General features: G+C 66.6%; 23 protein-coding genes. 3 read left to right on the plus strand and 20 right to left on the minus strand.

The window, feature by feature from the left end; all coding sequences use genetic code 11:
- Positions 1-42: 42 nt before the first annotated feature.
- The 6 genes from AC1RL8_RS25435 to AC1RL8_RS25460 all read right to left on the minus strand — a co-directional run bounded on the left by AC1RL8_RS25435 (position 43) and on the right by AC1RL8_RS25460 (position 7,709).
- Positions 43-447: a hypothetical protein gene (locus AC1RL8_RS25435; protein ID WP_492686490.1), complete on the minus strand. Its 405-nt coding sequence runs from the start codon at positions 445-447 to the stop codon at positions 43-45.
- A 40-nt stretch (positions 448-487) separates the two neighbouring features.
- Positions 488-871, minus strand: a complete 384-nt coding sequence (locus tag AC1RL8_RS25440; protein ID WP_493196609.1) for a hypothetical protein — start codon at positions 869-871, stop codon at positions 488-490.
- 82 nt (positions 872-953) lie between these two features.
- Positions 954-1,268, minus strand: a complete 315-nt coding sequence (locus AC1RL8_RS25445; protein WP_492686488.1) for a DUF6959 family protein — start codon at positions 1,266-1,268, stop codon at positions 954-956.
- Between the two features lie 672 nt (positions 1,269-1,940).
- Complete coding sequence (locus AC1RL8_RS25450) at positions 1,941-2,459, minus strand: hypothetical protein (RefSeq protein ID WP_492686487.1); 519 nt, start codon at positions 2,457-2,459, stop codon at positions 1,941-1,943.
- A gap of 323 nt (positions 2,460-2,782) precedes the next feature.
- A complete protein-coding gene (locus AC1RL8_RS25455; RefSeq protein WP_492686486.1) occupies positions 2,783-3,040 on the minus strand; it encodes a hypothetical protein in 258 nt (85 codons plus the stop codon).
- A 1-nt stretch (position 3,041) separates the two neighbouring features.
- Complete coding sequence (locus tag AC1RL8_RS25460; RefSeq protein ID WP_493196610.1) at positions 3,042-7,709, minus strand: RHS repeat-associated core domain-containing protein; 4,668 nt, start codon at positions 7,707-7,709, stop codon at positions 3,042-3,044.
- 264 nt (positions 7,710-7,973) lie between these two features.
- On the opposite strand from AC1RL8_RS25460, the gene AC1RL8_RS25465 reads away from it, so the two are divergent.
- Positions 7,974-8,423 carry a helix-turn-helix domain-containing protein gene (locus AC1RL8_RS25465; RefSeq protein WP_341892067.1) on the plus strand — a complete coding sequence of 150 codons (450 nt, stop codon included), beginning with the start codon at positions 7,974-7,976 and terminating at the stop codon, positions 8,421-8,423.
- A gap of 21 nt (positions 8,424-8,444) precedes the next feature.
- A complete protein-coding gene (locus tag AC1RL8_RS25470) occupies positions 8,445-8,837 on the plus strand; it encodes a VOC family protein (protein WP_307696445.1) in 393 nt (130 codons plus the stop codon).
- 37 nt (positions 8,838-8,874) lie between these two features.
- On the opposite strand, the gene AC1RL8_RS25475 is transcribed toward AC1RL8_RS25470, so the two are convergent.
- From AC1RL8_RS25475 to AC1RL8_RS25530, 12 genes are all read right to left on the minus strand, one after another.
- Positions 8,875-9,909, minus strand: coding sequence for a phosphotransferase (locus tag AC1RL8_RS25475; RefSeq protein ID WP_492686484.1), 1,035 nt, complete (start codon positions 9,907-9,909; stop codon positions 8,875-8,877).
- A complete protein-coding gene (locus AC1RL8_RS25480; RefSeq protein WP_492686483.1) occupies positions 9,906-10,715 on the minus strand; it encodes an enoyl-CoA hydratase-related protein in 810 nt (269 codons plus the stop codon). Before AC1RL8_RS25480 ends, AC1RL8_RS25475 begins: the two co-directional genes overlap by 4 nt.
- Positions 10,716-10,751: 36 nt before the next feature.
- The gene (locus AC1RL8_RS25485) at positions 10,752-11,969 is read right to left on the minus strand and encodes an ABC transporter substrate-binding protein (protein ID WP_492686482.1); all 1,218 of its coding nucleotides are present in this window, start codon (positions 11,967-11,969) and stop codon (positions 10,752-10,754) included.
- Positions 11,970-12,039: 70 nt separating this feature from the next.
- Positions 12,040-13,326, minus strand: coding sequence for an acyl-CoA dehydrogenase family protein (locus tag AC1RL8_RS25490; protein ID WP_492686481.1), 1,287 nt, complete (start codon positions 13,324-13,326; stop codon positions 12,040-12,042).
- A gap of 3 nt (positions 13,327-13,329) precedes the next feature.
- The gene (locus AC1RL8_RS25495) at positions 13,330-13,704 is read right to left on the minus strand and encodes a DUF6285 domain-containing protein (protein ID WP_492686480.1); all 375 of its coding nucleotides are present in this window, start codon (positions 13,702-13,704) and stop codon (positions 13,330-13,332) included.
- The gene (locus AC1RL8_RS25500; protein ID WP_492686479.1) at positions 13,704-14,720 is read right to left on the minus strand and encodes a phosphotransferase family protein; all 1,017 of its coding nucleotides are present in this window, start codon (positions 14,718-14,720) and stop codon (positions 13,704-13,706) included. The genes AC1RL8_RS25495 and AC1RL8_RS25500 overlap by 1 nt, the downstream gene beginning before the upstream one ends.
- A complete protein-coding gene (locus AC1RL8_RS25505) occupies positions 14,710-15,738 on the minus strand; it encodes a branched-chain amino acid ABC transporter permease (RefSeq protein WP_070062814.1) in 1,029 nt (342 codons plus the stop codon). The genes AC1RL8_RS25500 and AC1RL8_RS25505 overlap by 11 nt, the downstream gene beginning before the upstream one ends.
- A gap of 4 nt (positions 15,739-15,742) precedes the next feature.
- Positions 15,743-16,615 (minus strand): branched-chain amino acid ABC transporter permease, encoded by an 873-nt coding sequence (locus AC1RL8_RS25510; RefSeq protein ID WP_056577629.1) that lies wholly within the window; start codon positions 16,613-16,615, stop codon positions 15,743-15,745.
- Between the two features lie 13 nt (positions 16,616-16,628).
- A complete protein-coding gene (locus AC1RL8_RS25515) occupies positions 16,629-17,348 on the minus strand; it encodes an ABC transporter ATP-binding protein (protein ID WP_007834335.1) in 720 nt (239 codons plus the stop codon).
- Positions 17,345-18,163 carry an ABC transporter ATP-binding protein gene (locus AC1RL8_RS25520; RefSeq protein ID WP_062478152.1) on the minus strand — a complete coding sequence of 273 codons (819 nt, stop codon included), beginning with the start codon at positions 18,161-18,163 and terminating at the stop codon, positions 17,345-17,347. Before AC1RL8_RS25520 ends, AC1RL8_RS25515 begins: the two co-directional genes overlap by 4 nt.
- Before the next feature lie 91 nt (positions 18,164-18,254).
- Positions 18,255-19,433: an acetyl-CoA C-acetyltransferase gene (locus tag AC1RL8_RS25525; RefSeq protein ID WP_354344688.1), complete on the minus strand. Its 1,179-nt coding sequence runs from the start codon at positions 19,431-19,433 to the stop codon at positions 18,255-18,257.
- 118 nt (positions 19,434-19,551) lie between these two features.
- Complete coding sequence (locus tag AC1RL8_RS25530) at positions 19,552-20,709, minus strand: acyl-CoA dehydrogenase family protein (RefSeq protein WP_062478158.1); 1,158 nt, start codon at positions 20,707-20,709, stop codon at positions 19,552-19,554.
- A gap of 168 nt (positions 20,710-20,877) precedes the next feature.
- On the opposite strand from AC1RL8_RS25530, the gene AC1RL8_RS25535 reads away from it, so the two are divergent.
- Positions 20,878-21,672, plus strand: a complete 795-nt coding sequence (locus AC1RL8_RS25535; RefSeq protein ID WP_492686478.1) for an enoyl-CoA hydratase — start codon at positions 20,878-20,880, stop codon at positions 21,670-21,672.
- 21 nt (positions 21,673-21,693) lie between these two features.
- On the opposite strand, the gene AC1RL8_RS25540 is transcribed toward AC1RL8_RS25535, so the two are convergent.
- Together AC1RL8_RS25540 and fadB are read right to left on the minus strand one after the other, a co-directional pair.
- Positions 21,694-22,476, minus strand: a complete 783-nt coding sequence (locus AC1RL8_RS25540; RefSeq protein ID WP_492686477.1) for an SDR family NAD(P)-dependent oxidoreductase — start codon at positions 22,474-22,476, stop codon at positions 21,694-21,696.
- A gap of 58 nt (positions 22,477-22,534) precedes the next feature.
- The gene (gene fadB, locus AC1RL8_RS25545) at positions 22,535-24,685 is read right to left on the minus strand and encodes a fatty acid oxidation complex subunit alpha FadB (RefSeq protein ID WP_492686476.1); all 2,151 of its coding nucleotides are present in this window, start codon (positions 24,683-24,685) and stop codon (positions 22,535-22,537) included.

Here is a 24,685-nt window from a genome sequence, read left to right on the forward strand (position 1 = left end):
TCGGCTTGGCTCGCCAAACGAGCGAGGCAAATGCTCTGGGTACTAGAAAAATCCGAATGATGGCGTCGCCTTTAATTGAACAATGTCCGACACAGCAGCCCTCGAGAGGTTGCCGTCCTGCGACTCACCGGACGTCATGGCCGGCAAGTAGAAGTGGATATCGACGAACTCTGCCTTCACTTGGTCTCTGACCTGGCAAAGATGTTCTACTCCACCAAGATGTTCAAGAAGAGCAGGCAGCATGTTGCACAGTGCATGATCGTTTGCGAAGGACATCGAAAAAGCGACATAGGACCGAGTCAATAGCGTCTTGACGCCTTGTTTGACTGGCTCGCCTCGGTTGCCAACGCTCTTAGGAACTCTGCCAACCAAATCAGCAACATCTTGAGCTGGCGCTCCAAAGCCTCTGAGCGTCAATGAAACTGATTTCTCTCGGTCAAGCGTCATGTCGGTAGCTACTCCTTATCAGATCCATTCACGCTGAGGATCAGCGCAATCTGTCATCAGCGTTTTCCGGAGCCGTAAGAATGACGTGCCCCAAGACAATCTTTTTGGCAAATAGCGTAGAGAAGCACCAGGTTCCAGTCAGGCCTTCAACTCTGGTTAGCTTCTCGTCGAAGAGGCCTCGTCTAACAGCTTGGACTAGCCGCTTTGAGCGGGCTGCCAACGGAGCCTCTGTCTGAAACTTCTCAACCCAAGCGGCGACAGCGTCCACCTCGTTGTCGGCATCTACCTGAGACAGGTATGTACCGCCATCAAACTCCACAGAGAAGGTGTATTTCTTCATCGCTTCCATTTCGCATGTCGGCTCTTCAGTTCCAGGCACTTCGCTTTCAATCACTAATTGACGCCAAGCACTGAATGGTGCCACCCGTCGGAGTCAAGGGCCCTTCCTGATGGGGCTACCTGACCCGCCGATCGCTCGAAAACTCTTCGGGCAGGATGAGCAAGGCTCAGCGGGAAAGCTGAGCTGTCCATGATCGCGGAGCCGTCTTAGGGTATGGCAATTCGATACCGAGCCCCGCGCAGGTAGCGTTGCAAGAAACGCGCGCTGCAGAGAGCTGCTCCCACAACATCTGAATCTCCGCAGCCAAATCTTCTGGATCATCTGGCTGCTTGGATTCCACGAGATTTCCCATCTCTTCAAGACGGCGCACCAGACCATTCAACGTGTCGCGTTGGATGACCACTCCCGGGTAGTTGCGCTCTGGGAGTTGGACGACCGCAAAGTTGACCGGGCGTCCCAGGAGTTCAAGCTTTTTGATCATGGCTACCGCCAGTTCGGCTGCTGAGGCTACTCGGATCGCCACCTCCCGCCCTAGCGACTAAGGAGTGGCAGGCGGCTTTTTTTTGCTTGTTGAAGGTCAGGGGCAACGAGCAAGACCTGACCTTGAACCCCGCTAACTGCTGTATTCGAGAACGGGCTTCCCGAGCGCAGCAAGGTACAAATCGCAGTTGACTCGTAGCTCTTCAACCGTTTCGCCCGCAGGAACCGCTGGTTCCGCGCTGTGACCCTGCATCCTGCCGTCTTCATGGTAGTAAACCTCGTAGATAGCAAGCGCGCCGTCTCGGCTCATTACTCGATATTCCCAAGTCATAGATCCTCACTTGTGGCAATCGACGATGACATGGATAGTCACCGCACCGTCTTTAGCGCTAGATATGACGCGTTCTGCACCGCGTCCTTTGCCGCTACCACCAAGGTCAATTGCATATTTACCCGCCAAATCGCCTCGAAAGAACGAGAGTCTGACCCCGATTTTCCCGGGGCCGGAATCGCAGATCGGGCTGCAGGCCGCATGAATGCTGTATTTTTTCAATCCGATGCGGTGAGGTGCCGACAAAAGTGCCGACAAATCTCGGAGTGTCCCGGCTTGTTGTGCGATAGAGACGCTGTGACCGTCTGTGGCCTCGCCTTGACGTGATCCCGAGCAAGCGCGTCATGGCTCTTGGGCGGGGGCGTTCCGTTCAATCGGCTCGCGCGTGCGTAGCGGCATCTTCTTTCTACTTCTGCGCAGCCACCCCAAGCACCACGCCACAAGTAGCGTGGGCGGCAGCGCTATACCAGCACAAAGCACTCCGACCACGATTAGCACCTGAGCCAGTGTTTCCCCCGGCTTTCGAAGGTCGTAGTACCGTTTGAGTACGCCAACGGAGGGGGCTCTGGTGTCATATGCAACTTGCTGCGCAGCCCCAATATAAAACTTCACTCCCTCTTCGTCGGTTTTGCTTGTGCTTACCCGATATGTCGAACTGCCTACCTGGTACTTGTAGTTCACCCAGTAGGAGTCGTGCCCTTTACGTTTGCCCTGAAGCTTCGTTGTGCCGTCGTAGATAGCGGGGGCAAAGCCGGGCGATTCCGCAACTTGCTTCTTGGTGAGATACCCCCGCGTCTCGTCTTCGCCGAAGAGGTAGAAGGAGAGGGAAAAAAATGCCAGAAAAAGGACAAGAATCTTCATGTAGGACTCGTCATGCGGCGAAGTTCGCATCTCCAAATCTCGGATGTTTTGAGATCGCTCTTTCTCCTCCAAGAGATCTTGTTGTTAGATTTAGCGTGAAGCATCCGGGCCGGTGTCGACAAATCTCGGCCTTGGCAATCGTGATCATGGGCATGCAGCGTTGCACGGACCGCCGAAGAGTCCAGAGCGTTCGCTCAAGGCAAGAAGCTGGTTGAGCGCCATCCGTTCCTGACGGGGCTACTCGGACCGTCGATTGTTCGGAAGCTGTTCGGGCGATGAGAAACGAGGGCCCAGCGGAAGGGACTGGGGCATCGCCGAACAGCTCAGGTATCTTGAACCAACTCAAGGCACTCTCGAGGGACACCGAAGGAATGCCCGCTATAGCGAGCACCTTCATCGTCACCCGTGGTAGCTCCGAAACCGATCCATAGATAACCATAGCTGTCGATTTCTTGGACGATTGCGATCTGGCCGACGCAGGCATGCATCTCTGCCTGCTCATCTTCTGGAAGGTCGTGCAATAGCCATTCTGGAAGGTCAGCCAAGCGGACACGACTTCCAACTAGAACGTCATCTTTCATCTCAACATCCTCCTGAATATTGCTCCCCCTTGGGACCTGTGCATTTACACGATACGTGCTTCGGTTGGCATTGAAGATTCGAGGTTGCGTTCCCCTTTGCAATGTTCCTGGCAATACCTAAATCGTTGGCCTCACCCCCGCCAAATGCAAAGCGCTTCGCCGGGTCGGTCGGGCAGTTTCCAGGGATATTGTCATTGCAATCAGCACGCGCTTTACAGGACCATTGACCCGCAGTCCGGCCAGGCCACCAAATATCTCTAGGGACTGGCGTTGCGTTTTGCTGATTCCCCCACCAAAGGGCACCTGCTGCTAGCACTGCGCCAGCAGCCTCGCACCCGCCTGCGGCACAGACTCCAGGAATCACCAATAGTGGAACAATGAGACCCGTTGGATCGGTATGCATCAGCGGATTTTGATATGCATACCCAAACCGATTCCACCCACCATCGAGTCCAATAGGATCCGGCTGGCTGTACCGCCCCGTCCTCGCGTCATAGCTGCGGAAGTAGTTGTAGAACAACCCCGACTCCTCATCCGCATACTGCCCCGGATACCGCAGGTTGAACTTCACCTCCGAGATCCCTGTCGTGCCCGGATTCGGCGTTACATCCAGATTCGCGAACCGGTTCTTCGCCACCGTCGGCTTGTCTTCCCCGAACGCGCTGTAGCCCCACTGCCATGCCGCTTGCCCACTCACATCGGTGAGCTTGCGCGGCGTGTTCAGGTGGTCGCTGTGCACCGCGTAGGTCGCGCCGTTGATCACCGCCGCGATCGGCATTGGGCCGTTGGCCGTCGGCAGGTAGATGTACTGCGCCTGCCCGCCGCTGTTGGTGCCGCCGCTGCCCACTTCGGCGATCAGCGTGCCTTGCTCGTCGTAGGCATACGTGTAGCCCTGCTGCTCGGCCTGGTTCGTCGCGGGGCTCCACAGCCGGGTGAAGAAGGCGATCAGGCTTTGCATGAACCCCGGGTCGGCCTCGTCGCCCTGGCTCGGCGGGTACAGCGGCTCGGTCTTGAACACGCGCTGGCCCAGCGCGTTGTGTGCGTAGCGCGTGGTGGGGCTGATGTCGGTGGCGCCGGTGGTGGCGGCGGCCAGCCGGCCCTCGGCGTCGTAGGCGTAGCTGCGCAGGCCGTCGGTCACAAGGTCGCCGTTGGCGTTGTAGCCGTAGGTGACGCTGGTGTTGCTCGCGCCGCTGATGGTTTGCGCAAAACCCGTCAGACGGTTACTTGCGGCGCCCACGGTGTAGGTGCGCTGGGTGCTCTGGCCGCCGAGCACGCGCGTGTTGCTCGCACGGTTGCCGTTGGCGTCGTAGCCGAAGCTGGCGGTGTTGCCCGTGGCATCGAAGCTGGTGATGCGACCGACCGGGCTGTAGCCGACGCTCCAGGTGACGTTGCCGTTCGCGACGGTGGTGTGCGTCGGGTCGGCGTCGCCCGGGCGGTACAGGTTCTGCGTGAGGCTGGTGATGCGGCCCGCGGTGTCGTACACGTAGCTGCTGAACTCGGTGCCGGTGAGCCGACCCGCGGTGTCGTACACGCGGCTGGCGGCCACGGACGCGGGCGGTGCGGCGGCAAAAGCCCATTGCCACGCGGTGGGCTGGCCGAGCGGGTTCCATGCGATGCCGGTGACGAGCGGGCTGCCGTTCCAGTTCAGGCCCGCGAGGCGGCCGGTGGCGTCGTACAGGTGGGTGAGCGTGGGGCCGTTGGGGTAGCCGATGCTGGCCAGCGTGCCATTGGCGTTGTAGCCGTAGCTCACCTGCTGCACACCACCGTTTGCGAGCGTCTGCTTCTTGAGCGTGACGCGCCCGAAAGCGTCGCGGGTGTACTCGGTGGTGCCGCTGCGGTCGATGACTTCCGAGAGGTAGCCCTTGCTGGTGGCCGTGTGGTCGTAGCGCAACGTGGTCGTCTTGCCGTCGGCGAAGACGAGGCTGGTCGGACGGCCGAGCAGGTCGCGCGCGATGGTGGTGGCCTGCCCCATGGCGTCGGTGATCTGGCTGGGCAAGCCGAGGCTGTCGTACTGGGTGCTGGCGCCGCCCGTGTCGGCGCTGGTCTCGGCGGTGGCGTTGCCCTGTGCGTCACGGGTGTAGGCGGTGGCCACGCCCTTGAAGTCTTTTGCTTCGGTGACGGCGTCGAGGGCGTTGTACTTGAGGGTGGCCGTGGCATTGGCCGCGTCGGTCACCGCCTTGACGCGGCGCAGGCTGTCGAGGCCGTACTGGGTGCTCTGGTTGAGGCCGTTGGTGGTGCGGGTCAGTTCGCCGTTGGCGTCGTAGCCGAAGGTGTTGGCCTGATTGGGGCCTTCCGTGGCGGCCGAGAGGCGGTTGATGTTGTTGACCGTGCGCGCCACGCTCCAGGCCACGTTGCCGGCGCTGTCCTTGATCTGTTCGGCAGTGCGGTTGCCCATGCCGTCGAGCGTGTAGCTGCCGCTCTCGCCGCGGTTGTTGCTCCAGCCCGTGAGGCGATGGGCGGCGTCGTAGGTGTAGGTGAGCACGAGGCCGCTGGGCAGCGTCACCGATTCGACGGTGCCGAAGGGCTTGTAGGTCAGCGTGGTGGTCTGTGCACCGGCCAGGCCCGCGCCGACGGTCTGGGTCAGCAGGCGGTCGCGAAGGTCGTAGGTGTAGGTGGTGACGAGGCCGTTGGGGGCGGTGGTGCTCGCTACCCGGTTCGCGTTGTCGTAGGTGTAAGTGGTGACGTGGCCCAGCGCGTTGGTCGATGTGAGGGTGTTGCCTCGGGGGTCATAGGTGTAGCTCGTGACCGCGCCATTGGGCTCCGTGGCTGTTGCCACCAACTGTTGGGCGTTGTAGGTCCACTGCCAGAGCTGGGCCTTGTTCGTGGCGGTGTCGGTTACCGTTCTTGAAAGCGTGTTGCCTGCGGTGTCGTAGGTGTAGGCGGTGGTGCGGCCGGGTTCGGTGACCAGTGCGGGGAGCGAGAAGGTGGGATGCCACTGGGTCGTGGTGGTGCGGGCATCGGGAGTGCCTGCGGCGTGGACGACGGTGGTGGGCAAGCGGCGGGCGACGTCCCAGGTGGTGGTGGTGACTGTGCCTTTGAAGTCGGTTTCGGATGTGATGAGGCCGTTGGCGTCCTGGATGCGGCTGGATGCATCGGATTCGCCGAGGCCTGAAGGCAGAGAGCCGCTGGTGACTGCAAGCTTACCCTTGGTGGTGCTGTAGTTGTAGGTGCGGGCGGTGCCCAGCGGGTCGAGGATCGAAGCGGAGCTCGCGCTTGGATAGCTGACTTGGTAGCGGTCGACCGTGCCGGCCAGTACCGAATCGATGGCGCGACCTTGGCCGTCGTAGGCGAAGGTGGCGAAGCGCGCGCCTGTCTCGTCGAGGATGCCTGTGAGGGCATGCGGGAACGTGGCGTTCTCGTACAGGAAGCTGCGGGTCTTGGTGTCCGGGTAGGTGACGACTGACAGCCGCCCTGCGGTGTCGTAGGCGTAGGCAATGACGCGCAGGTCAGGCGTGGTGACGCTCACGAGCTGGCCTGCGGCGTTGTAACCCAGAGTCAATGCGCGGCCGAAGCCGTTGCTGATAGTGGCGAGCTGACCCGCGCCGTTGTAGGTGTAGACGGTGGCCCAACCGTTGCGCGGGGCGAGGGTCTGCAACTTTCCGTCGGCAGTAAAGCTCAGAACAGCGTCGTCATCATTGCGGCGATAGGTCCAACTTCCATTGGCTTCTTGCACAAGCGTGTCAGCGCTATTCGTTGCACTCCAACTCGAAACCCCGGCAGCCTTGAGAAAGGTACGTAGCCATCCTTCTGAACCGACAATGGAGACGGCAGCGGGCGCAGATTTGGGGGTTGCCGTGAGGCTCACCGCATGGTTGTGTTCCCACGCTTTTCCGAACACACCGGGCTGTCGGGTAAGTTCGATACCCCAATTACTCCTGTATGTGCGAATAAATGAGATCGGCGCCGGACTAGAGTCCTCAAGATCAACTTCAGTTCTATTCTTCTCTGCAGTGGCGGGAAATATTGGATGCGGTGTCTTTTGACCAGCGACGCTGTTGAAGCGACATGACGGAGGTTCGAGAGCGGCGGCGCTCTTTGTCCAACACCCATCTCTATCGACTCTTCCGCCGAAGGGACACTCCATCGAGCGAAACAACTGGTGTCGCCCGAGTTGCGGAGGCCCTGGAGGGGTACATACTCCTCCCGATTTCCCAGAGATCACAGTCCTTGATTCGACGCAAAGCCTGTCCCCTTCTCCTCCAAAATTACCGACCGTCCCTCCTTGGCAAAGATCGGGCGCTCCGGCGATCAAGGTTCCGATCGGTACAGTCGTCACTTCTAGCGAGCACAAGGAGTTCCCGAGGGTCCTCGTCACATCTTGGCGAATGTGCTCCGTGATTACGTCAGTTGCCTCGCTGACGGTCGAGACCTTCTTGGGGATACCGTTGGCGTACCACGTCCAGCCAATTTCTCGAGGCGGGCTACAAGTTTCCCCATCCTTAAACACCACACACGCGGTGGCGTGAGCCGGAGTTGAGACCATGACCAGCAATAGTGTTGCGATCATTGCCCCCATGGCACTCCTCAAAAACAAGAAGACCGTTTGGTAAGTATCAATCAGCGTCGAAGTAGGTAGCGGCCACGCCACAGTGGATTTTTCAGGACCTCGCAGCTCGACATTGAATCGCAGCGCACCTCTAGGGATACCTCGAAACTTCCAAAAAAACATAACTCCCTCGTTCCCGTATTCAGAGCAACGCGCAGATATCTCTCTCGCGCGTCACCTGCGATGTCACCATCTTCAACTACAAAATGTTTCAAGATAGTCGAAGAGGTTCAAGCGGACAACGAGAGTTTGAGAAGAGGCAACTTGGCGTTCAGCTTCTGAAACAGAAAGTACGCGCAATCTTCAAGCACCTGTTGTCCGCAAACGACTGAAATCGCAAACTACGCGGCTTCGCATTTGTGTCCCCAAATTGAGCACAATCCCCCCATGCCAAACATCGCCTCCATCCTCAAAGCCGAAATCTCCCGTGTCGCTCGCAAGGAAGTGCGAGCGGAGATCGAAACCCTCAAGAAGGCCTCCGTCGCGCACCGGGCATCGATTGCCGACTTGCGCCGTCAGGTGAGCGCGCTTGAAAAAGAATTGCGCAAGGTCGCCAAGGGCTCCGCGCGTCAGGCATCGGCCGCGGCCGGTGCTGCGGGTGACGACGCCGACGCGGGCGGCCCCAAGCGCCGCTTCAGTGCCAACCGGCTGGCCGCGCACCGCGCCAAGCTCGGGCTTTCGGCGGCGATCTATGGGCAGCTGGTCGGCGTGTCGGGCCAGACGATCTATCACTGGGAACAAGGCAAGGCGCGCCCGCGCGCGGCGCAGCTGGAGCGACTGGCCACGGTGCGGGAACTCGGGGCGCGCGAGATTGCAGAGCGGCTGGAAGCGCAGTAAGTAAGTCACGGGCCGCACAGCATGAAACTCGGCTACACCATCGTCTACGTTCCCGACGTCGCTCAGTCGCTGAAGTTCTTCGAGCAAGCCTTCGGCCTGCCCACGCGCTTCCTGCACGAATCGGGCACTTATGGCGAACTCGAAACTGGCGAGACCACGCTGGCGTTCGCCGCGCATGCGCTCGGCGATTCCAACTTTCCGGGTGGGCATGTCGCCGCCTCTGAATCCGCGCAACCGCTGGGCATGGAGCTGGGCCTCGTGACGCCCGACGTGCCCGCCGCGCACAGCCGTGCGCTGGCGGCCGGCGCCACGCAGCTGTCGGCACCGGTGACCAAGCCTTGGGGACAAGTCGTCTCGTACGTGCGCTGCCCCGACGGCACGCTGGTCGAGCTGTGCTCGCCCATCGGCGGCTGACGGGCGCCCTGCCCCGCGCCGGCCGGTTGGCGGCCGGTTAATCGATCAACGCCACCGCCCGCCGCGCAAACCCCGCGGCCTGCGCGCCCACCTGCACCGCATCGGCCGCTGCCGCGCTCCCGCTCTTCGCGCGCGCCGCGATGCCTTCGAGGATCACGGCAAAACGGAACAGCGAGAACGCCAGGTGGAAGTTGGTCACCGGCTCGGCGCAGCCGCCGGCCTGTTGGTAGTGGGCGACGTACTCGGCCTGCGTGGGAATGCGTTCGGCCGCGAGGTCAATGCCCTGCATGCCTTCGAACTCGTCGGCGCCGGTGTGCCAGGCCATGCAGTTGTAGGCCACGTCGGCCAGCGGGTGGCCCAGGGTCGACAGCTCCCAGTCGAGCACGGCGATCACGCGCGGCTCGGTGGGGTGGAACATGAGGTTGCCGAAACGGAAGTCGCCGTGGGCAATGGTGGTCTGGTCGCCCAGTGGCAAGTTGGCGGGCAGCCAGGCGATGAGACGCTCGATGTTCGCGTCTTCGCGCGTGCGCGACGCTTCCCACTGCCGGGTCCAGCGGGCGATCTGGCGTTGGAAGAAGTTGCCGGGGCGGCCGTAGTCGGTGAGGCCGACGGCTGCCAGGTCGACGGCATGCAGGTGCGCCAGGGTTTCGGCCATCGCGAAGTAGTAGGCGCGGCGCTCGGCGGGCGCGATGCCGGGCAGTGCGTAGTTCGACAGCACGCGGCCTTCGAGCTTTTCCATGACGTAGAAGGGCGTGCCCACCACGGCGCGGTCGTCGCAGTACAGCACGGTGCGCGGCACGGGCACGTCGGTGTCGGCCAGCGCGCGCAGCACGCGGTACTCGCGGTCGACGGCGTGGGCCGAGGGCAGCAGCTCGCCGGGCGGCTGCTTGCGCAGCACCAGCGCGCGGTTGTCGAAGTCGACGAAGAAGGTGGGGTTCGACTGCCCGCCGCCGATGCGGGCCAGGCGCATCGGGCCTTCGAGCGCGGGCAGTGCCTGCCGCAAATAGCGCTGCAGGCGTTCGGCGTCGAACTCGAGGCCCGCCGGGGCCGTTGAATCGGTGGCCCCGCTCATGGCCGACGGAACACGGGCTCGCGTTTCTCCATGAACGCCTTCACGCCCTCGGCGAAGTCGGGCCGGTCGATCAGCTCGCGCTGGCGCTCAGCCTCGTGGCGCATCTGGCCGACGAGCGACTGGCTCGCGGCCGATTCGTACACGGCGCGGATCTCGTGCGCCGCATGCGCGGGCAGGCGCGCGAGCCGCTGCGCAATGGCCACCGCCTGGGCGCGCAGTTCGGCGTCGTCCACGCAGGCCCACACGAGGCCCCATTGCGCGGCCTGTTCGCCCGACAGGCGCTCGCCGAGCAGCGACATGCCGACGGCGCGCGCGCGGCCCACGAGCCGCTCGAGGAACCAGGTGGTGCCCAGGTCGGGCACGATGCCCAGGCGTGGCATGAAGGGCAGGTAGAAATAGGCCGATCGCGCCACCAGCACGACGTCGGCCGCCAGCGCCACGCCCACGCCGGCGCCCGCGGCGGGGCCGTTGATGGCGTTCACCACGGGGAAGGGCATGCTGCGCAGGTCTTCGATAAGGCGGTTCGACATCGCTTCCATCGCGTCGGCCGTGCGCTGGCCCAGGCTGCCGGGCGCGGTTGCGTCCATGCTGCCCAGGTCGGCGCCCACGCAGAACGACTTGCCGACGCCGGTGAGCACCACGGCGCGCACCTCGCCTTCGTCGTGCAGCTGCGCGAGCCGCTGGCGCAAGGCCTCCTGCAGCGGCTGGGTGAGCGGGTTGAGGCGCTTGGGAATGTTGAAGCTGAGGATGGCGACGTCGCCGTCTCGCTCGTACAGAAGGGGGTCCTGGTCGTCAGGCTGGCTCATGGGTGGGCTCCGAAGGGCGTGAGTAGATAAAGGGGTTCACTTCATGTTCAGCGCGGGCCCGACCGGGTCGAGGTCCACGCCGTTGAAGCGCACGGGCTGCATCGATGCATAGGCGTGCAGGTCGGCGGCCGAGTTGGCCATGGCCACGCCGGGCAGCAGCATCGAGATGCGCGGGCTCTTGAGGGTGCTGGCGGCCACGCGCACGCTCTCGCGTGTGGGGTTGGCGCCGGCCTCGCGCAGCACGTGGGCCATGAGCTGCGCGACGATGTAGCCCGACACGCCACTGCCGTTGCTCGGGTCGACGCCGCTGGCGTGGGTCTTGAGCAGCTCGAGGTACTCGAGCACCTCGGGGTCGCGGCTCCAGCGCGGGCTCATGGGCTCCTTGTAGACGGCGAGCGCGACCACGCCCTTGGCCTTGTCGGCGCCCGCGGGCTCGAAGGCCATCTTCACGGAGGCGGCGGCAAAGTTGAGATAACGGTCGGGCGTCCAGCCCACGTCGGCGACCTTGCGGATGGCCTGCGCGGCGGTGCGCGCGGTGGCGGCCATCACGAGCACGTCGGCGCCCGACGACTTGAGCTGCACCACCTGGGAGTCGACAGTGGGGTCGGTCACCTCGAAGGTGGCCTGCGCCACGATCCTGGCCTTGCCCTGCTTCGACAGGCCTTCCTGCAGGCCCTTGAGCACTTCACGCCCGAGGTCGTCGTTCTGCATGAGCACGGCGATCTTGGCGTCGGGGCGGTTGTCGATGATGTGGCGCGCGAACACGCGGCCCTCGCCCTGGTAGCTGCCGAGAAAGGGCACAGTCCACGGGTACTTGGCGGCGTCATCGAACTGCGAGGCGCCCGACTGCACGAACAGCTGCGGCACTTTCTTGGCGTTCATGTAGCGCTGGATCGCCATGTTGGGCGCGGTGCCCAGGTTGCCGAAGATGGCGAGCACCTGGTCTTCCTCGACGAGACGGCGCGCCACCTCGACGGTCTTGGGCGGCGAGTACTGGTCGTCGTAGATCAACAGGCGCACCTTGCGCCCGTGGATGCCGCCTTGCTCGTTGAGTTTCTTGAAATAGGCCTCGGCCACCTTGCCGACCACCGAGTAGCCCGACACGGGCCCCGACAGCGGCATGGGCATGCCCAGCACGATCTCGGCGTCGCTCACGCCGGCTTCGGGCTTCTTCTGGGCCAGGGCCGGCAGGCTGATGCAGAGCGTGGCAAGGCCGGCGGCCAAGGCCGTGCGGCGGGAAAGCGGATGAACCATGTCGCGTGTCTCCTTCTGTGTTGCTGCGTGGCCGGGTGGCCTGCGTCGTCAGTCGTCGTCGGAAAGCGGTTCAGGCGGTGGTGGCCCGGTTCGGCCCCATGTAGCCGAAGAGATGGCCCGCCACCTTGCGCATCTGGATCTCTTCCGAGCCCTCGGTGATGCGGTAGCGGCGGTGGTGGCGGTAGATGTGTTCGAAGGGCTTGTGGCGCGAATAGCCGATGCCGCCGTGCACCTGCATCGCGCGATCAGCGGCCTCGCACACCAGGCGGTTGGCCCAGTAGTTGCACATCGAGACCTTGTCGGACAGCTGCTTCTCGACCTGCGGCTTGGGCATCTGGTCCATCTGCCACGCGGTCTTGCGGATCAACAGGCGCAGCATCTCGACCTGCGTGGCCAGCTCGACCAGCGGAAACTGGATGCCCTGGTTGCGCGCCAGTTCCTCGCCGAAGGGCTTGCGCTCGCGCGCGTACTTCACGCTCTCGCGCACGCAGTAGTCGGCGGCGCCCAGGCTCGACGCGGCCTGGCGGATGCGGTTCTCGTGCACGAAGTGCTGGGCAATGGCCAGGCCGCCGTCGAGCGGGCCGAGCACGGCGTCCTCGGGCACCCACACGTTCGTGAAGCTCACGCGCGGATGGTCGGTGGGCATGTTGAAGGTCCAGAGGTACTCCTCGATCTTCACGCCCTCGGCCTTCGCGGGCACGAGCAAGGCGCTGATGCCGCGCGCGTCGCCGTCGCGCCCGCTCGTGCGTGCGAACAGCACGCAGTGCGTGGCGGTGTGCATGCCGGTGGTCCACATCTTTTCGCCGTCGATGCGAAAGCCGGCGCGGCCGTGGCGTGCTTCGGGCACGGCGCGGGTTGCCATGTGGGTGGCGTCGGAGCCGTGCTGCGGCTCGGTGAGGCCGAAGGTGAGGCGCACGCGCTCGTCGAGCATGCCCTGGATGAGTTCGTCGCACTGCGCGGGCGTGCCGAAGTCGCGGATGGCGAGCACGAAGGGGTTGTTGGCGACGATCGAATGTTCGTTCTGCAGGTCGTTGTGCAGGCCCAGGCCGCGCGCGGCGAAGTGCTCGCGGATCACGGCCATCCAGAGGTTGCTGCCGTCGCGCCCGCCGAATTCGGCCGGCAATGCAAAGCGCAGGTGGCCCGCGCGGTCGGCGCGGCGGCGCGCCTCGGCCAGCAGTGCTTCCCACTCGGGGCGCGGCAGGCCGCCGTTCTCGAAATCGGTGCGGGCCCATTCGCGGCGGTGGTCGAAGAAGCGCTCGTTGTCGTCCTGCGCCTGCAGCGGTGCGATCTCGCGGTCGATGAAGGCGTCGAGCTCGGCGAGGTAATCGACGAGGTCGCGGGGCAGGTCGAAGTCCATGGCTCAGTCTTTCTTCTTCGTGCCGGCGGCATAGCCGGGCTGGTCGATGGCGAGCTTGTCGTGCGTGGTCTGGCGCAGGTGGTCGATCAGGCCGGGGGTGGCGGCGTCGAGTTCGCCGGTGGCGATGCGGGTGCAGAGCAGGCGGTTGGCTTCGGCCAGGTCGGTGGGTGCGCCGGGGCCCAGCAGTGCGTACAGCCGCGCCAGTTCACTTGCCTGCGCCGCGGGGCCGAGCTGCACTTCGCGCCGCACGATGTCGAGCGTGTTCGCGGCCACGCGCGCGTGGAACGCGACCTGCCCTTCGGTGGCCGGCACCACCTGCTCGCGCAGGAAGGCGGCGACGGCCTCGAGCAGTTCGGCGATGTCGGGGCGGTCCTGCATCAGACGGCCTCTTCCTCGGGGGCGAGCAGCGCCAACAGGTCCGACTCGGCCTCCGAGGCGCGGCGGCCGATGGCGGCCTTCTCGACATCGCGCTCGCGACCGCTGAGCCAGGCATGCACCATGGCCTCGCAGACGATGCCCCACTTGAGCGTGCCCAGCACTTCCCACCAGCGCACACGATCGGCATCGACCAGCCCGCCTTCGGCCGTGTAGCCCTCGAACAGTTGCTCGCGCGTGCCGAAGCCGCCCACGGGCAGCGCGCCGTGGCCGAAGCGCCAGGAGCGCACGCACATCCAGCCGAGGTCTTCCATCGGATCGCCGACGTGCGCGAGTTCCCAGTCGAGCACGGCGCGCAGGCCCTCCTCGCCGACCATCAGGTTGCCGTTGCGGAAGTCGCCGTGCACGAGCACCGGCGCGGGCACGTCGGCCGGCGCGTTTTCGCGCAGCCAGCGGAACGCGAGTTCGAACACGGGGCGCGCGGTGCCGTGGCTGCGGTGCAGGCCGATCTGGAAGTCGAGCTCCGCGCGCGCGGCGGCCGTGCGCAGCGGCGGCAGGTGGTGCGCGGGCAGGCGGTGGATGCGCGCCATGGCGGCACCGCACTGGCGCGCGAGCACGCGGCGCGCACCGGCCAGGCGTTCGTCGCGCACGATGCGGCGGCCCAGGGTCTCGCCCTCGATGCGGTCCATGACGAAGCCTTCGCCGAGCCCGTCGGCCGGCTGCAGCACATGGCGCACGCCGGGCACGGGCACGCCGCCTGCGCGTGCGGCCTCGATGAGCTGCGCTTCCGCCGCCAGGCCCGCGGTGCCCAGGGCGCGCGCGCCGCTGGCATCGGCCGCGCGGCGCAGCACCAGCGGCCGGGCCGGGCCCGCGCCGGTCGTCGCCACATCGAAAGCCCAGGTCTGCTGGCTGGCGCCGCCCGAGAGCCGGCGCACGGCCTTCACCGCATGGCCGCCGGGCACGAGCCGTCCGGCCAGCCGCTGCAGTGCGTTCGCGATCAGCGTCGCGTCATCGTGCACGGGCGAAGCGTGCCTGGAGCTTGCGCAGCAGCCCGACCACGCCGCCGGGCATCGCGAACATGAAGGCGATCAGCACCACGCCGTACACCGCCCAGGGCGCGGCCTTGGAGACCTTCTCGGCCAGCGAGGGCACGAACATGATGAAGATGGCGCCGAAGATCGCGCCGTACAGCGTGCCCACGCCACCCACCACGATGCCCACCAGCAGCGAGATCGACAGGAAGAGCGTGAACGAATCGGGCGCCACGAACTGCACCGCAATGGCCGACAGCGCGCCGCCCACGCCGGTGTACGCGGCCGACACGCCGAAGGTCATGGCCTTGTAGTGGCTGTTGTCCACGCCCATCGCCTCCGACGCCATGGCGTGGTCGCGGATGGCGCGCATGGCCCGGCCGCTGCCGCTTTGCAGCAGGTTGTGGGCAATGAAGAACATCACGACCGCGACGAACAGCGAGAACAGGTAGAGCCACTGGTCTTCGTTGAGCGGCAGGCCGAAGGGCGCGGCGGGCTTCATGAGCACGATGCCCTGCACGCCGCCGGTCCAGGCCTCGAGGTGCTTGTACTTGAGCAGCTGCGGCATCGCCACGCCGAGCGCGAAGGTGGCCAGCGCCAGGTACAGCCCTTCGAGCTTGAGCGCGGGCCGCCCGAACAGGTAGCCGACGATCAGGCACACCACGGCCGCCGCCGGCACCGTGAGCCAGTACGGCACGCCCGCATGCTCCATGAGGATGCCGGTGGTGTAGGCCCCAATGGCATAGAAGGCGCCGTGGCCCAGCGAGATCTGGCCGTTGTAGCCCGTGAGGATGTTCAGGCCCAGCAGCGCAATGGCATACGAGATCACCATGGTCGCCTGGAACAGCTGGTAGCCGCGCGCCACGAAGGTGATGCCGATGGCCAGCACGATCAGCAGACCGACCCACAGGAGCGGCGAGCGCGAGGGCTTGGCGGTGCGTGCATTGGCCGACGCACCGAGCGGTGCCATGGCCGTCGGCAAGGAAGAGGCTTGAGGGGAGTTCATGCGATCAGACTCGAGTGACCAACTTGCGGCCCATGAGGCCGGAAGGCTTGACGATGAGCACGCCGACGATCAGCACCAGCGCCACCGACAGCTTGAGTTCGGTGCCCACCACGTAGGTGCCGATGAGGTTCTCGAGCACGCCGACGATGAAGCCGCCGAGCACCGCGCCCACGGGGCTGTCGATGCCGCCGATGAGCGCGCCGGCAAAGGCGTAGAGCAGCACGCCGGTCATCATGTGCGGGTCGAGAAAGACCACGGGCGCGACCATCATCCCGGCCACCGCGCCGATGGCGCCGGCCAAGCCCCAGCCCAGCATGAGCATGCGACCGACGTTGATGCCCACCAGCCGCGACGAGGCCGCGTTCTGCGCCGCGGCGCGCATCGCCAGGCCCAGCGGCGTGAAGCGGAAGAACGCGAACAGCAGCAGCACCACCAGCAGCGTGACGCCGATGGCGCCCATCTCGTGCGCCGACATCATGGCGCTGCCGAACCACGCGTCCGACGGGAACGGGCTCGGGAACTGCTTGATGGTGTAGCCGAAGAGCCAGCCCGCCAGGCTGTGGAAGATCACCAGGAGGCCGATGAACACCACCACCACCGACAGCGCCGGCTTGTCGTGCATGGGCCGGATGACGGTGAACTCCACCACGGCCGCGAGCACGAAGGACAAGGCCACCGTCGCCACGAAGGCGGCCCAGTACGGCAGGCCGGCCTGCATGAGGCTCCAGGCGATGAAGGTCGAGAACATCGCCATCTCGCCCTGGGCGAAGTTGATGTGGTGCGTGGCCTGGTAGATCATCACCAGCGCCAGCGCAACGCTGGCGTAGATGCCGCCGGTGGCCAGGCCCGCCAGCAGTTGGTGCAGGAATGCGTTCATCGGTGTGAGGCCCTTATTCGCCCAGATACGCTTTGCGCACGGCGTCGTTGCGGCGGATGTCGGCGGCGGTGCCCGAGAGCACGATGCGGCCGGTTTCCAGGAGGTAGGCCGAGTCGGCCAGGTCGAGCGCGAGCTTGGCGTTCTGCTCGACGAGCAGGATCGACACGCGCTCTTCCTTGTTGATGCGCCGCATGATCGAGAAGATGTCTTTCACGATGAGCGGCGCGAGCCCGAAGGAGGGCTCGTCGAGCAGCAGCAGGCGCGGCTTGCCCATGAGCGCGCGGCCGATGGCCAGCATCTGCTGCTCGCCGCCCGAGAGCGTGCCGGCCTGCTGGGCACGGCGCTCGCGCAGGCGCGGGAAGTAGTCGAACACGCGCTCCATGTCGGCGTCGATGCCGTCCCTGCTCGCGCGGGCGTAGGCGCCCAACCGCAGGTTCTCTTCGGTCGTGAGGCCCAGGAAGGTGCCGCGTCCGTCGGGCACGTGACCCACGCCGGCCTTGGCGATCTGCTCGGTGGAGCGGCCGTCGATGCGCTGGCCGGCCAGCATGATGCGGCCCTCGGTGCTCACCATCATCTGGCACAGCGCGCGCAGCGTGGTGGTCTTGCCGGCGCCGTTGGCGCCCAGCAGCGCCACGACCTGGCCGGTGGGAATGTCGAGGTCGATGCCTTGCAGCACGCGCGTCGGGCCGTAGGCCGCGTGCAAGCCGCGCACTTCGAGAATGTTCGTCGTCATGCCATCGCCTCCGCTTCTGCCTCTTCGCCCAGGTAGGCGCGGATCACCTCGGGGTGCGCGCGCACCTCGGCCGGCGTGCCCTCGGCGATCTTCTTGCCGAAGTTCAGCGCCACCACCTTGTCGGACACGCCCATCACGAGGCTCATGTGGTGTTCGACCAGCAGCACCGTCACGTTCAGGCGGTCGCGGATGTCGCGGATCAGCGTGCCCAGGCTTTCGAGTTCTTCGTGGTTCAGGCCGCAGGCCGGCTCGTCGAGCAGCAGCAGCTGCGGCTCGGCCGCCAGTGCGCGCGCCAGCTCGACGCGCTTTTGCGTGCCGAAGGGCAGGTCGGCCACTTCGCGTTCGGCCACGGCCTCGAGGTCGAGAAAGTGGATCAACTGGTCGGCCCGCGCCCGTGCCTGCGACTCGATGGCCGCCACGCCGGGCAGCCGGAAGGCGTTGCGCAGGAAGCCCGCGTGGTGCTTGCTGTGGCAGCCCACCAGCACGTTGTCGCGCACGGTCATCGTGCGAAACAGCGCCAGGTTCTGGAAGGTGCGCCCGATGCCCAGGCCCGCCATGCGGTGGCGCGGCAGGCGCGTGAGCGGATGGCCGTCGAACTCGATGCGGCCGGCGCTGCACTCGTACAGGCGCGAGAGACAGTTGAACAGCGTGCTCTTGCCCGCCCCGTTCGGCCCGATGAGGCCGCAGATCTGGCCCCGCCGCACGTCGAACGAGACGCCGTCGAGCGCCACGATGCCGCCGAAGCGCACCGACACCGCGTCGATGCGCAACAGGGGGGTGTTCTCTTTGTCTCCGCGATCGGTGTCATGAATCATGCGTCGATCTCTTTTTTTGAGGGAACGGAAAAGGTCAGCGCCGCCCCCGCGGGCGCTGCCAGGTTGGCGGCGCAAGGGCCGCCCGGCTTCGTCAGAGCCGTTCGATGATGGTCACATTCGCCATGCCGCCGCCTTCGCACATGGTCTGCAGGCCGTAGCGCTTGCCGCGCTGGCCCAGGGCGTTCACCAGCGTGGTCATCAGCTTGGTTCCCGAGGCGCCCAGCGGGTGGCCCAGCGCAATGGCGCCGCCGTTCACGTTGATGCGGGCCGGATCGGCACCCAGCGCCTTGAGCCAGGCGATGGGCACGGGCGCGAAGGCTTCGTTGACTTCGTACAGGTCGATGTCCTCGATCTTCATGCCGGCCTTTTGCAGCGCGCGCTGCGTGGCGGGCAGCGGGGCCTCGAGCATGATGACCGGGTCGTGGCCCAGCACGCTCATGTGGTGGATGCGCGCCAGCGGCTTCACGCCCAGCGTCTTCAGGCCGCGCTCGTTCACGACCATGAGGCCGCTGGCGCCGTCGCAGATCTGGCTGGCGGTGGCCGCCGTGCAGCGCCCGCCTTCGGCGATGAGCTTGACGCCGGCGATGCTCTCCAGCGTGGCGTCGTAGCGGATGCCTTCGTCGGTGGTGTGCAGCTCGCCGGTCTCGGTGCCGTCGGCCATGCGCACGGCCACGGGCACGATCTCGCGCTCGAAGTGGCCGGCCTTCGTGGCGGCGATGGCGCGGTGGTGGCTTTCGAGCGCGTAGCGGTCGAGCGCGTCTTTCTCGATGCCGTAGTTGCGCGCGATCATCTCGGCGCCGGTGAACTGGCTGAACTGCACGCCGGGGTAGCGCTTCTCCATGCCCGGGCTCACGTAGAAGCCCAGGTTGTTCTTCAGCGGCAGCGTGGTGGGCAGGCCCATGGGCACGCGGCTCATGCTCTCGACGCCGGCGGCGATGACGATGTCCATCGTGCCCGACATCACGGCCTGCGCCGCGAAGTGCAGCGCCTGCTGCGACGAGCCGCACTGGCGGTCGACTGAAGTGGCGGGCACCGACTCGGGCAGGCGCGAGGCCAGCACCGCGTTGCGCGCCACGTTGGAGGCCTGCTCGCCGGCCTGGCCGACGCAGCCCATGATGACGTCCTCGATCAGGGCGGGGTCGGCGTCGGTGCGCTCCACGAGGGCATTGAGCACCTGGGCGGCCAGGTCGGCCGGGTGCCATCCGGCAAGGCGGCCGTTGCGGCGGCCGCCGGCGGTGCGCGCGGCGGCGACGATATAGGCTTCGGGCATGTGAAATCTCCGGTGATGGGTTCGGTTCGGCAGTCCAGCGCATTGTTGGCGCCGCGCCGCCGCGCAGCGTCGTCGGAACCGACGATTTTGGGCGGCGGCGCCTTGCGCCCCTACGCTCTCAGGCCTTGGCCAGGCGCTTGGCCATGCTCCAGCGGTGCACCTCCGACGGGCCGTCATAGATCCGGAAGGCCCGCATGTCGCGAAAGATGCGCGCAGCCACGGTCTCGTCCGACACGCCGCTCGCGCCCAGGATCTGCACCGAGCGGTCGACCACGCGCCACTCGGCCTCCGAGCACAGCACCTTGGCCACGCTCGACTCGTGCCGGCCCTTGCCGCCCTGATCGAGCACCCAGGCGCAATGCCAGATGGTCAGGCGCGAGACGTGCAGGTCCATCTCGTTGTCGGCCAGCATGAAGCCCACGCCCTCGTGCTCCACCAGCGCATGGCCGAAGGCCTGGCGGCGGCGGGCGTAGTCGGCGGCGAGCTCGTGCACGCGGCGCGCGGCGCCGAGCCAGCGCATGCAGTGCGTGAGGCGCGCGGGCGCCAGCCGCACCTGCGCGTAGCGAAAGCCCTCGCCGATGGCGCCCAGCACGTCGGTGGCCGGCACGCGCAGGCCGTCGAAGCGCACCACGCCGTGGCCGCCGGTGAAGCAGCTGTCGAGTGCGTCGATCTGCCGCTCGATGACGATTTCGGGCTGGTCCATGTCGGCCAGGAACATGGTCGACGACCCGTCTTCCATGCGCGCCATGATGATCGCGAAGCCCGCGCCGGTGGCGCCGGTGATGAACCACTTGCGCCCGGTGATCACGTAGTGGTCGCCGTCGCGCACGGCCACGGTCTGCATCATCGACGGGTCGGAGCCGGCGCCGGGCGGCGGCTCGGTCATGCAGAAGCACGAGCGCACATGGCCGTCGATGAGCGGCTGCAGCCAGCGCGCCTTCTGCGCCGGCGTGGCCACCACCTCCATCAGGTGCACGTTGCCTTCGTCGGGCGCGTGGATGTTGAGCGCCACCGGGCCGAGCGGCGAGTAGCCCGCCTCCTCGAACACGATGGCCTTGTCGACATGCGACAGGCCCAGCCCGCCGTGTTCCTTCGACGCATGCGGCGTGAGCAGGCCGGCGCGGCGCGCGCGCGCCACCAGCTCGTCGCGCAGCGCCTCGGCGGGGCCGTGCGAATCCTGCCGGGGGTCGGATTCGAGCGGAATCACCTCCTCGGCGATGAAGCGGCGCGTTCGTTCCTGCAGGTCGAGCTGGGCCGGGGTGAGGCTGAAGTCCATGGGGACGCTCCTTCTTTCTCTGTGAAATTCAAGGATGGACGGATTGAAGACAATGCGGCGCATGGTGCCGACGCGGGCGCGGGTTTCGAGTCGTGAGCGGGACAAGCCCGCCGGATTCGTCCGTTCCGACGATGCCGCGGCCCGGCCTGCGCCCAACACTGACACGCCATGAACACACCTGCAACCGACAACGACGCCGACACCATCCTCCTGCTCACCCGTCCGCAGGACGGCTGCGCCTGCCTCACGCTGAACCGCCCGCAGGCCATGAACGCCCTGTCGCTCGCGCTGCGGCGCGCGCTGGTGCGCACGCTCGACACGCTCGCGCAGGACGACAGCGTGCGCGTGCTCATCCTCACCGGCGCGGGCCGCGCCTTCTGCGCCGGCCTGGACCTGCGCGAGATCGACCCGGGCGCCATCACCGGCGACGCCGGCACCGACGTGGCCACCGCGCTCACGAACTTTCCGCGCCCGGTGATCGGCGCCGTGAACGGCGCGGCCATCACGGGCGGCCTCGAGGTGGCGCTGGCCTGCGACCTGCTGATCGCGTCGAGCGAGGCGCGCTTTGCCGACACGCACGCGCGCATCGGCGTGATCCCGGGCTGGGGGCTGTCGCAGCGGCTGTCGCGGCTCATCGGCATCGCGCGGGCCAAGGAGATGGCCTTCAGCGGCAACTTCGTCGGTGCCGAGCAGGCCGAGCGCTGGGGGCTGGTCAACCGCGTGACGACACCCGATCAGCTGATGCCCCAGGCGCTGGCGCTGGCCGCCGACATCGCGAGCGCGCTGCCCGAGATGCTGCCGGTCTACAAGCGCCTGATCGACGACGGCCATGCGCGCAGCTTTGCCGAAGGCATGGCGCTGGAGCAGGCCGCCACGCGCGACTGGGCCGCGTCGCTCACGCCCGAGGTGCTGCGCGCGCGGCGCGAGGCGGTGCAGGCGCGCGGGCGGGCGCAGAAGGGCTGACGACGGCCCTTCGCACTGGCGTCAGCGCGGCGCCATCCGGATCGCGCCGTCCAGCCGCACGCTCTCGCCGTTGAAGTAGCCGTTGGTGATCATCAGCTCGGCCAGCGTCGCGTACTCGGCCGGGTTGCCCAGGCGCTTGGGAAACGGCACCGAGGCGGCCAGCGCGGCCTTCACGTTGTCTGGAGCGCCCTGCAGCAGCGGCGTGTTGAAGATGCCCGGCAGGATGGTGTTCACGCGGATGCCCTCGCCCATGAGGTCGCGCGCGATGGGCAGCGTCATGCCGACCACGCCGGCCTTCGAGGCGGTATAGGCGGCCTGGCCCATCTGGCCGTCCTGCGCGGCGACCGAGGCGGTGTTGACGATGGCGCCGCGCTCGCCGTCTTCCAGCGCATCGAGCGTGAGCATGCCGGCCGCCGACTTGGCGATGCAACGGAAGGTGCCCACGAGGTTGATCTGGATGATGCGGTCGAAGTTGGCGAGCGGAAAGTGCTTGATCTCGCCCGAGGTCTTGTCGCGGCTCGCGGTCTTCACCGCGTTGCCGGTGCCGGCGCAGTTGACCAGCACGCGCTCTTGCCCGTGCGCGGCGCGCGCCTTGGCGAAGGCCGCGTCGACCTGCTCTTCCGACGTGACGTCGACCTTGCAGAACACACCGCCCAATTCCTTGGCCAGGGCCTCGCCCTGCTCCACGTTGAGGTCGAACAGCGCGACCTTCACGCCATGGCTGGCCAGGCGGCGCGCGGTGGCGGCCCCGAGGCCCGAGGCGCCGCCCGTGACGACGGCGGCAATGCTGGAATCGAGTTGCATCTCTTGTTGTCCTTGGATAGAGAGAGAAAGGAAGAAAGAAAACCGAAACGCCTGCCGTTCAGACCGGGTAGTAGCGCAGCTTGCGCACCGCCATCTCGCGCATGCGCGCCGTGGGCACATACGGCGCGCCGAGCGCCGCATGTTTGTCGCACAGCGCGACCACGCGGTCCAGCCCCAGCCAGTCGGCGTACTTGAGCGCGCCGCCCGCATAGGCCGGAAAGCCCACGCCGAGCAGCAGCGCCATGTCGAGCTCGGCCGGCGTGGCGACCACGCCGTCTTCGAGCGCGTGCGCGGCCTCGACCACCATCGGCAGCATCATGCGTTCGACGATCTCCGCGTCCGCGAAGTCGCGCCGCCCTTGCGGCTGCAGCGTGGCGACCAGCGCATGCGCCTCGGGCGCGGCCGACTTGCGTGGGCGGCCCGTGGGGTCGTTCTCGTAGCGGTAGAAGCCGGCGCCGTTCTTCTGGCCGTAGCGCTTGTTCGCCACCATGAGCTTCACGGCATTGCGTTCCAGGGCCGGCATGCGTTGCGGGTAGCCCGCGGCGATCACGTCGCCCACGTGCGCGCCCACGTCCATGCCCACCACGTCCTGCAGGTAGGCCGGGCCCATGGGCCAGCCGAAGGCTTCCATCGCGCGGTCGACCGCCTCGAAGTCGGCGCCATCGGCCACCAGCTGCACGAAGGCGTTGATGTACGGCGTGAGGATGCGGTTGACCAGGAAGCCCGGGCAGTCCTTCACCACGATGGGCGTCTTGCCCATGGCCACGGCATAGCCCACGGCGGTGGACACGGCGGCGTCGCGCGTCCTCGCGCCCTGGATCACTTCCACCAGCTGCATCACCGGCACGGGGTTGAAGAAGTGCATGCCGACAAAGTCCTCGGGCCGCGCGAGCGGCTGGGCGATGTCGTCGATGCGCAGGCTCGAGGTGTTCGAGGCGATCACGGTGCCGGGCTTGACGCTGCCTTCCAGCGCGGCCAGCACCTTGCGCTTGACCTCGAGGTTCTCGACCACGGCCTCGACCACGCAGTCCACCGCGTCGAAGCCGGCCTCGTCGAGCTGCGGCACGATCGACGCTTGAATGGCATCGGCCTTGGCCTGCGCGAGCCGGCCGTTCTTCACCTGCTTGGCGAGCTGCTTGCCGGCCTCGGCCATGCCCAGGTCGAGCTGCGGCTGCGCGATGTCCTTCATGCGCACCGGCGTGCCGCGCAGCGCGCTGGTGTAGGCGATGCCGCCGCCCATGATGCCGGCGCCGAGCACGGCCGCCTGCTTCACCGGACGGCCTTCGCGCGCGTGGCGCTTGTAGAGCTTCTTGAGCGCCTGGTCGTTGAGAAAGGCCTGCACCAGCGAGGCGGCGGCCTGCGTCTTCGCGACGCGGCCGAAGGCGGCCGACTCGAGGTCGAGCGCGCCGGCGCGGTCGCGGCCGGCGGCCTCGGCCATCATTTCGAGCGCAATGAGGGCTGCGGGCTGGTGCTTGCCGCTGCGCGCCGCCACCTGCGTGCGCGCGGCCTCGACCAGCGCACCGGCCTCCTGCTTCGACAGCGTCAGCGGCGCGCGCTTGCGTTGCTGCGCCGCCTGCCAATCGACCTCGCCGCGCACCGCACGCTGCAGCAGCGCGAGCGCGCGCTCGCGCAGGGCCTCGAGCGCGGCGACCTCGTCGGTCACGCCCGCGGCCAGCGCGGCCGGCGCCTTGGCCGGCTTGCCGCTCGCCACCCAGTCGATGGCCGTGGCCAGGCCCGCCAGGCGCGACAGCCGCACCGTGCCGCCGAAGCCGGGGAACAGGCCCAGCTTCACCTCGGGCACGCCGACCTGCGCCGTGTCGGCCATCACGCGCAGCGGCGCGAGCATCGCCAGCTCCAGCCCGCCGCCGAGCGCGAAGCCGTTGATGGCGACCACGCTGGGCACGGCCAGGTCCTCGAAGGCGTTGAACAGCTCGTTGCTGGCGCGCACGCCGCGCGCGATGTCGGCCTCGGCCTGCTGGAAGGTGGCACCGAACTCGGTGATGTCGGCGCCGACGATGAACACGTCTTTCGCGCTCGTCACGAGCACGCCGCGCACATCGGGCGAGGCCGCGATGCGTTCGGTGGCCTGGCGGAACTCGTCGACGGTGCGTGCGTCGAGCTTGTTGATGGCCTCGCCGCGCCGGTCGAAGCGCAGCTCCACCAGCCCGTCCTGCAACGGCAGGACTTCGATACTTTCGCCTTGGAACAA

Source organism: Variovorax sp. GW822-FHT04E09, from assembly GCF_058800845.1.

Excerpts from the sequence above, each read along its gene's own strand:
- AC1RL8_RS25435 (WP_492686490.1), bottom strand. The coding sequence starts at position 447 with ATGACGCTTGACCGAGAGAAATCAGTTTCATTGACGCTCAGAGGCTTT.
- AC1RL8_RS25445 (WP_492686488.1), bottom strand. The coding sequence starts at position 1,268 with ATGATCAAAAAGCTTGAACTCCTGGGACGCCCGGTCAACTTTGCGGTC.
- AC1RL8_RS25450 (WP_492686487.1), bottom strand. The coding sequence starts at position 2,459 with ATGAAGATTCTTGTCCTTTTTCTGGCATTTTTTTCCCTCTCCTTCTAC.
- AC1RL8_RS25455 (WP_492686486.1), bottom strand. The coding sequence starts at position 3,040 with ATGAAAGATGACGTTCTAGTTGGAAGTCGTGTCCGCTTGGCTGACCTT.
- AC1RL8_RS25460 (WP_493196610.1), bottom strand. The coding sequence starts at position 7,709 with ATGTTTTTTTGGAAGTTTCGAGGTATCCCTAGAGGTGCGCTGCGATTC.
- AC1RL8_RS25465 (WP_341892067.1), top strand. The coding sequence starts at position 7,974 with ATGCCAAACATCGCCTCCATCCTCAAAGCCGAAATCTCCCGTGTCGCT.
- AC1RL8_RS25470 (WP_307696445.1), top strand. The coding sequence starts at position 8,445 with ATGAAACTCGGCTACACCATCGTCTACGTTCCCGACGTCGCTCAGTCG.
- AC1RL8_RS25475 (WP_492686484.1), bottom strand. The coding sequence starts at position 9,909 with ATGAGCGGGGCCACCGATTCAACGGCCCCGGCGGGCCTCGAGTTCGAC.
- AC1RL8_RS25480 (WP_492686483.1), bottom strand. The coding sequence starts at position 10,715 with ATGAGCCAGCCTGACGACCAGGACCCCCTTCTGTACGAGCGAGACGGC.
- AC1RL8_RS25485 (WP_492686482.1), bottom strand. The coding sequence starts at position 11,969 with ATGGTTCATCCGCTTTCCCGCCGCACGGCCTTGGCCGCCGGCCTTGCC.
- AC1RL8_RS25490 (WP_492686481.1), bottom strand. The coding sequence starts at position 13,326 with ATGGACTTCGACCTGCCCCGCGACCTCGTCGATTACCTCGCCGAGCTC.
- AC1RL8_RS25495 (WP_492686480.1), bottom strand. The coding sequence starts at position 13,704 with ATGCAGGACCGCCCCGACATCGCCGAACTGCTCGAGGCCGTCGCCGCC.
- AC1RL8_RS25505 (WP_070062814.1), bottom strand. The coding sequence starts at position 15,738 with ATGAACTCCCCTCAAGCCTCTTCCTTGCCGACGGCCATGGCACCGCTC.
- AC1RL8_RS25510 (WP_056577629.1), bottom strand. The coding sequence starts at position 16,615 with ATGAACGCATTCCTGCACCAACTGCTGGCGGGCCTGGCCACCGGCGGC.
- AC1RL8_RS25515 (WP_007834335.1), bottom strand. The coding sequence starts at position 17,348 with ATGACGACGAACATTCTCGAAGTGCGCGGCTTGCACGCGGCCTACGGC.
- AC1RL8_RS25520 (WP_062478152.1), bottom strand. The coding sequence starts at position 18,163 with ATGATTCATGACACCGATCGCGGAGACAAAGAGAACACCCCCCTGTTG.
- AC1RL8_RS25525 (WP_354344688.1), bottom strand. The coding sequence starts at position 19,433 with ATGCCCGAAGCCTATATCGTCGCCGCCGCGCGCACCGCCGGCGGCCGC.
- AC1RL8_RS25530 (WP_062478158.1), bottom strand. The coding sequence starts at position 20,709 with ATGGACTTCAGCCTCACCCCGGCCCAGCTCGACCTGCAGGAACGAACG.
- AC1RL8_RS25535 (WP_492686478.1), top strand. The coding sequence starts at position 20,878 with ATGAACACACCTGCAACCGACAACGACGCCGACACCATCCTCCTGCTC.
- AC1RL8_RS25540 (WP_492686477.1), bottom strand. The coding sequence starts at position 22,476 with ATGCAACTCGATTCCAGCATTGCCGCCGTCGTCACGGGCGGCGCCTCG.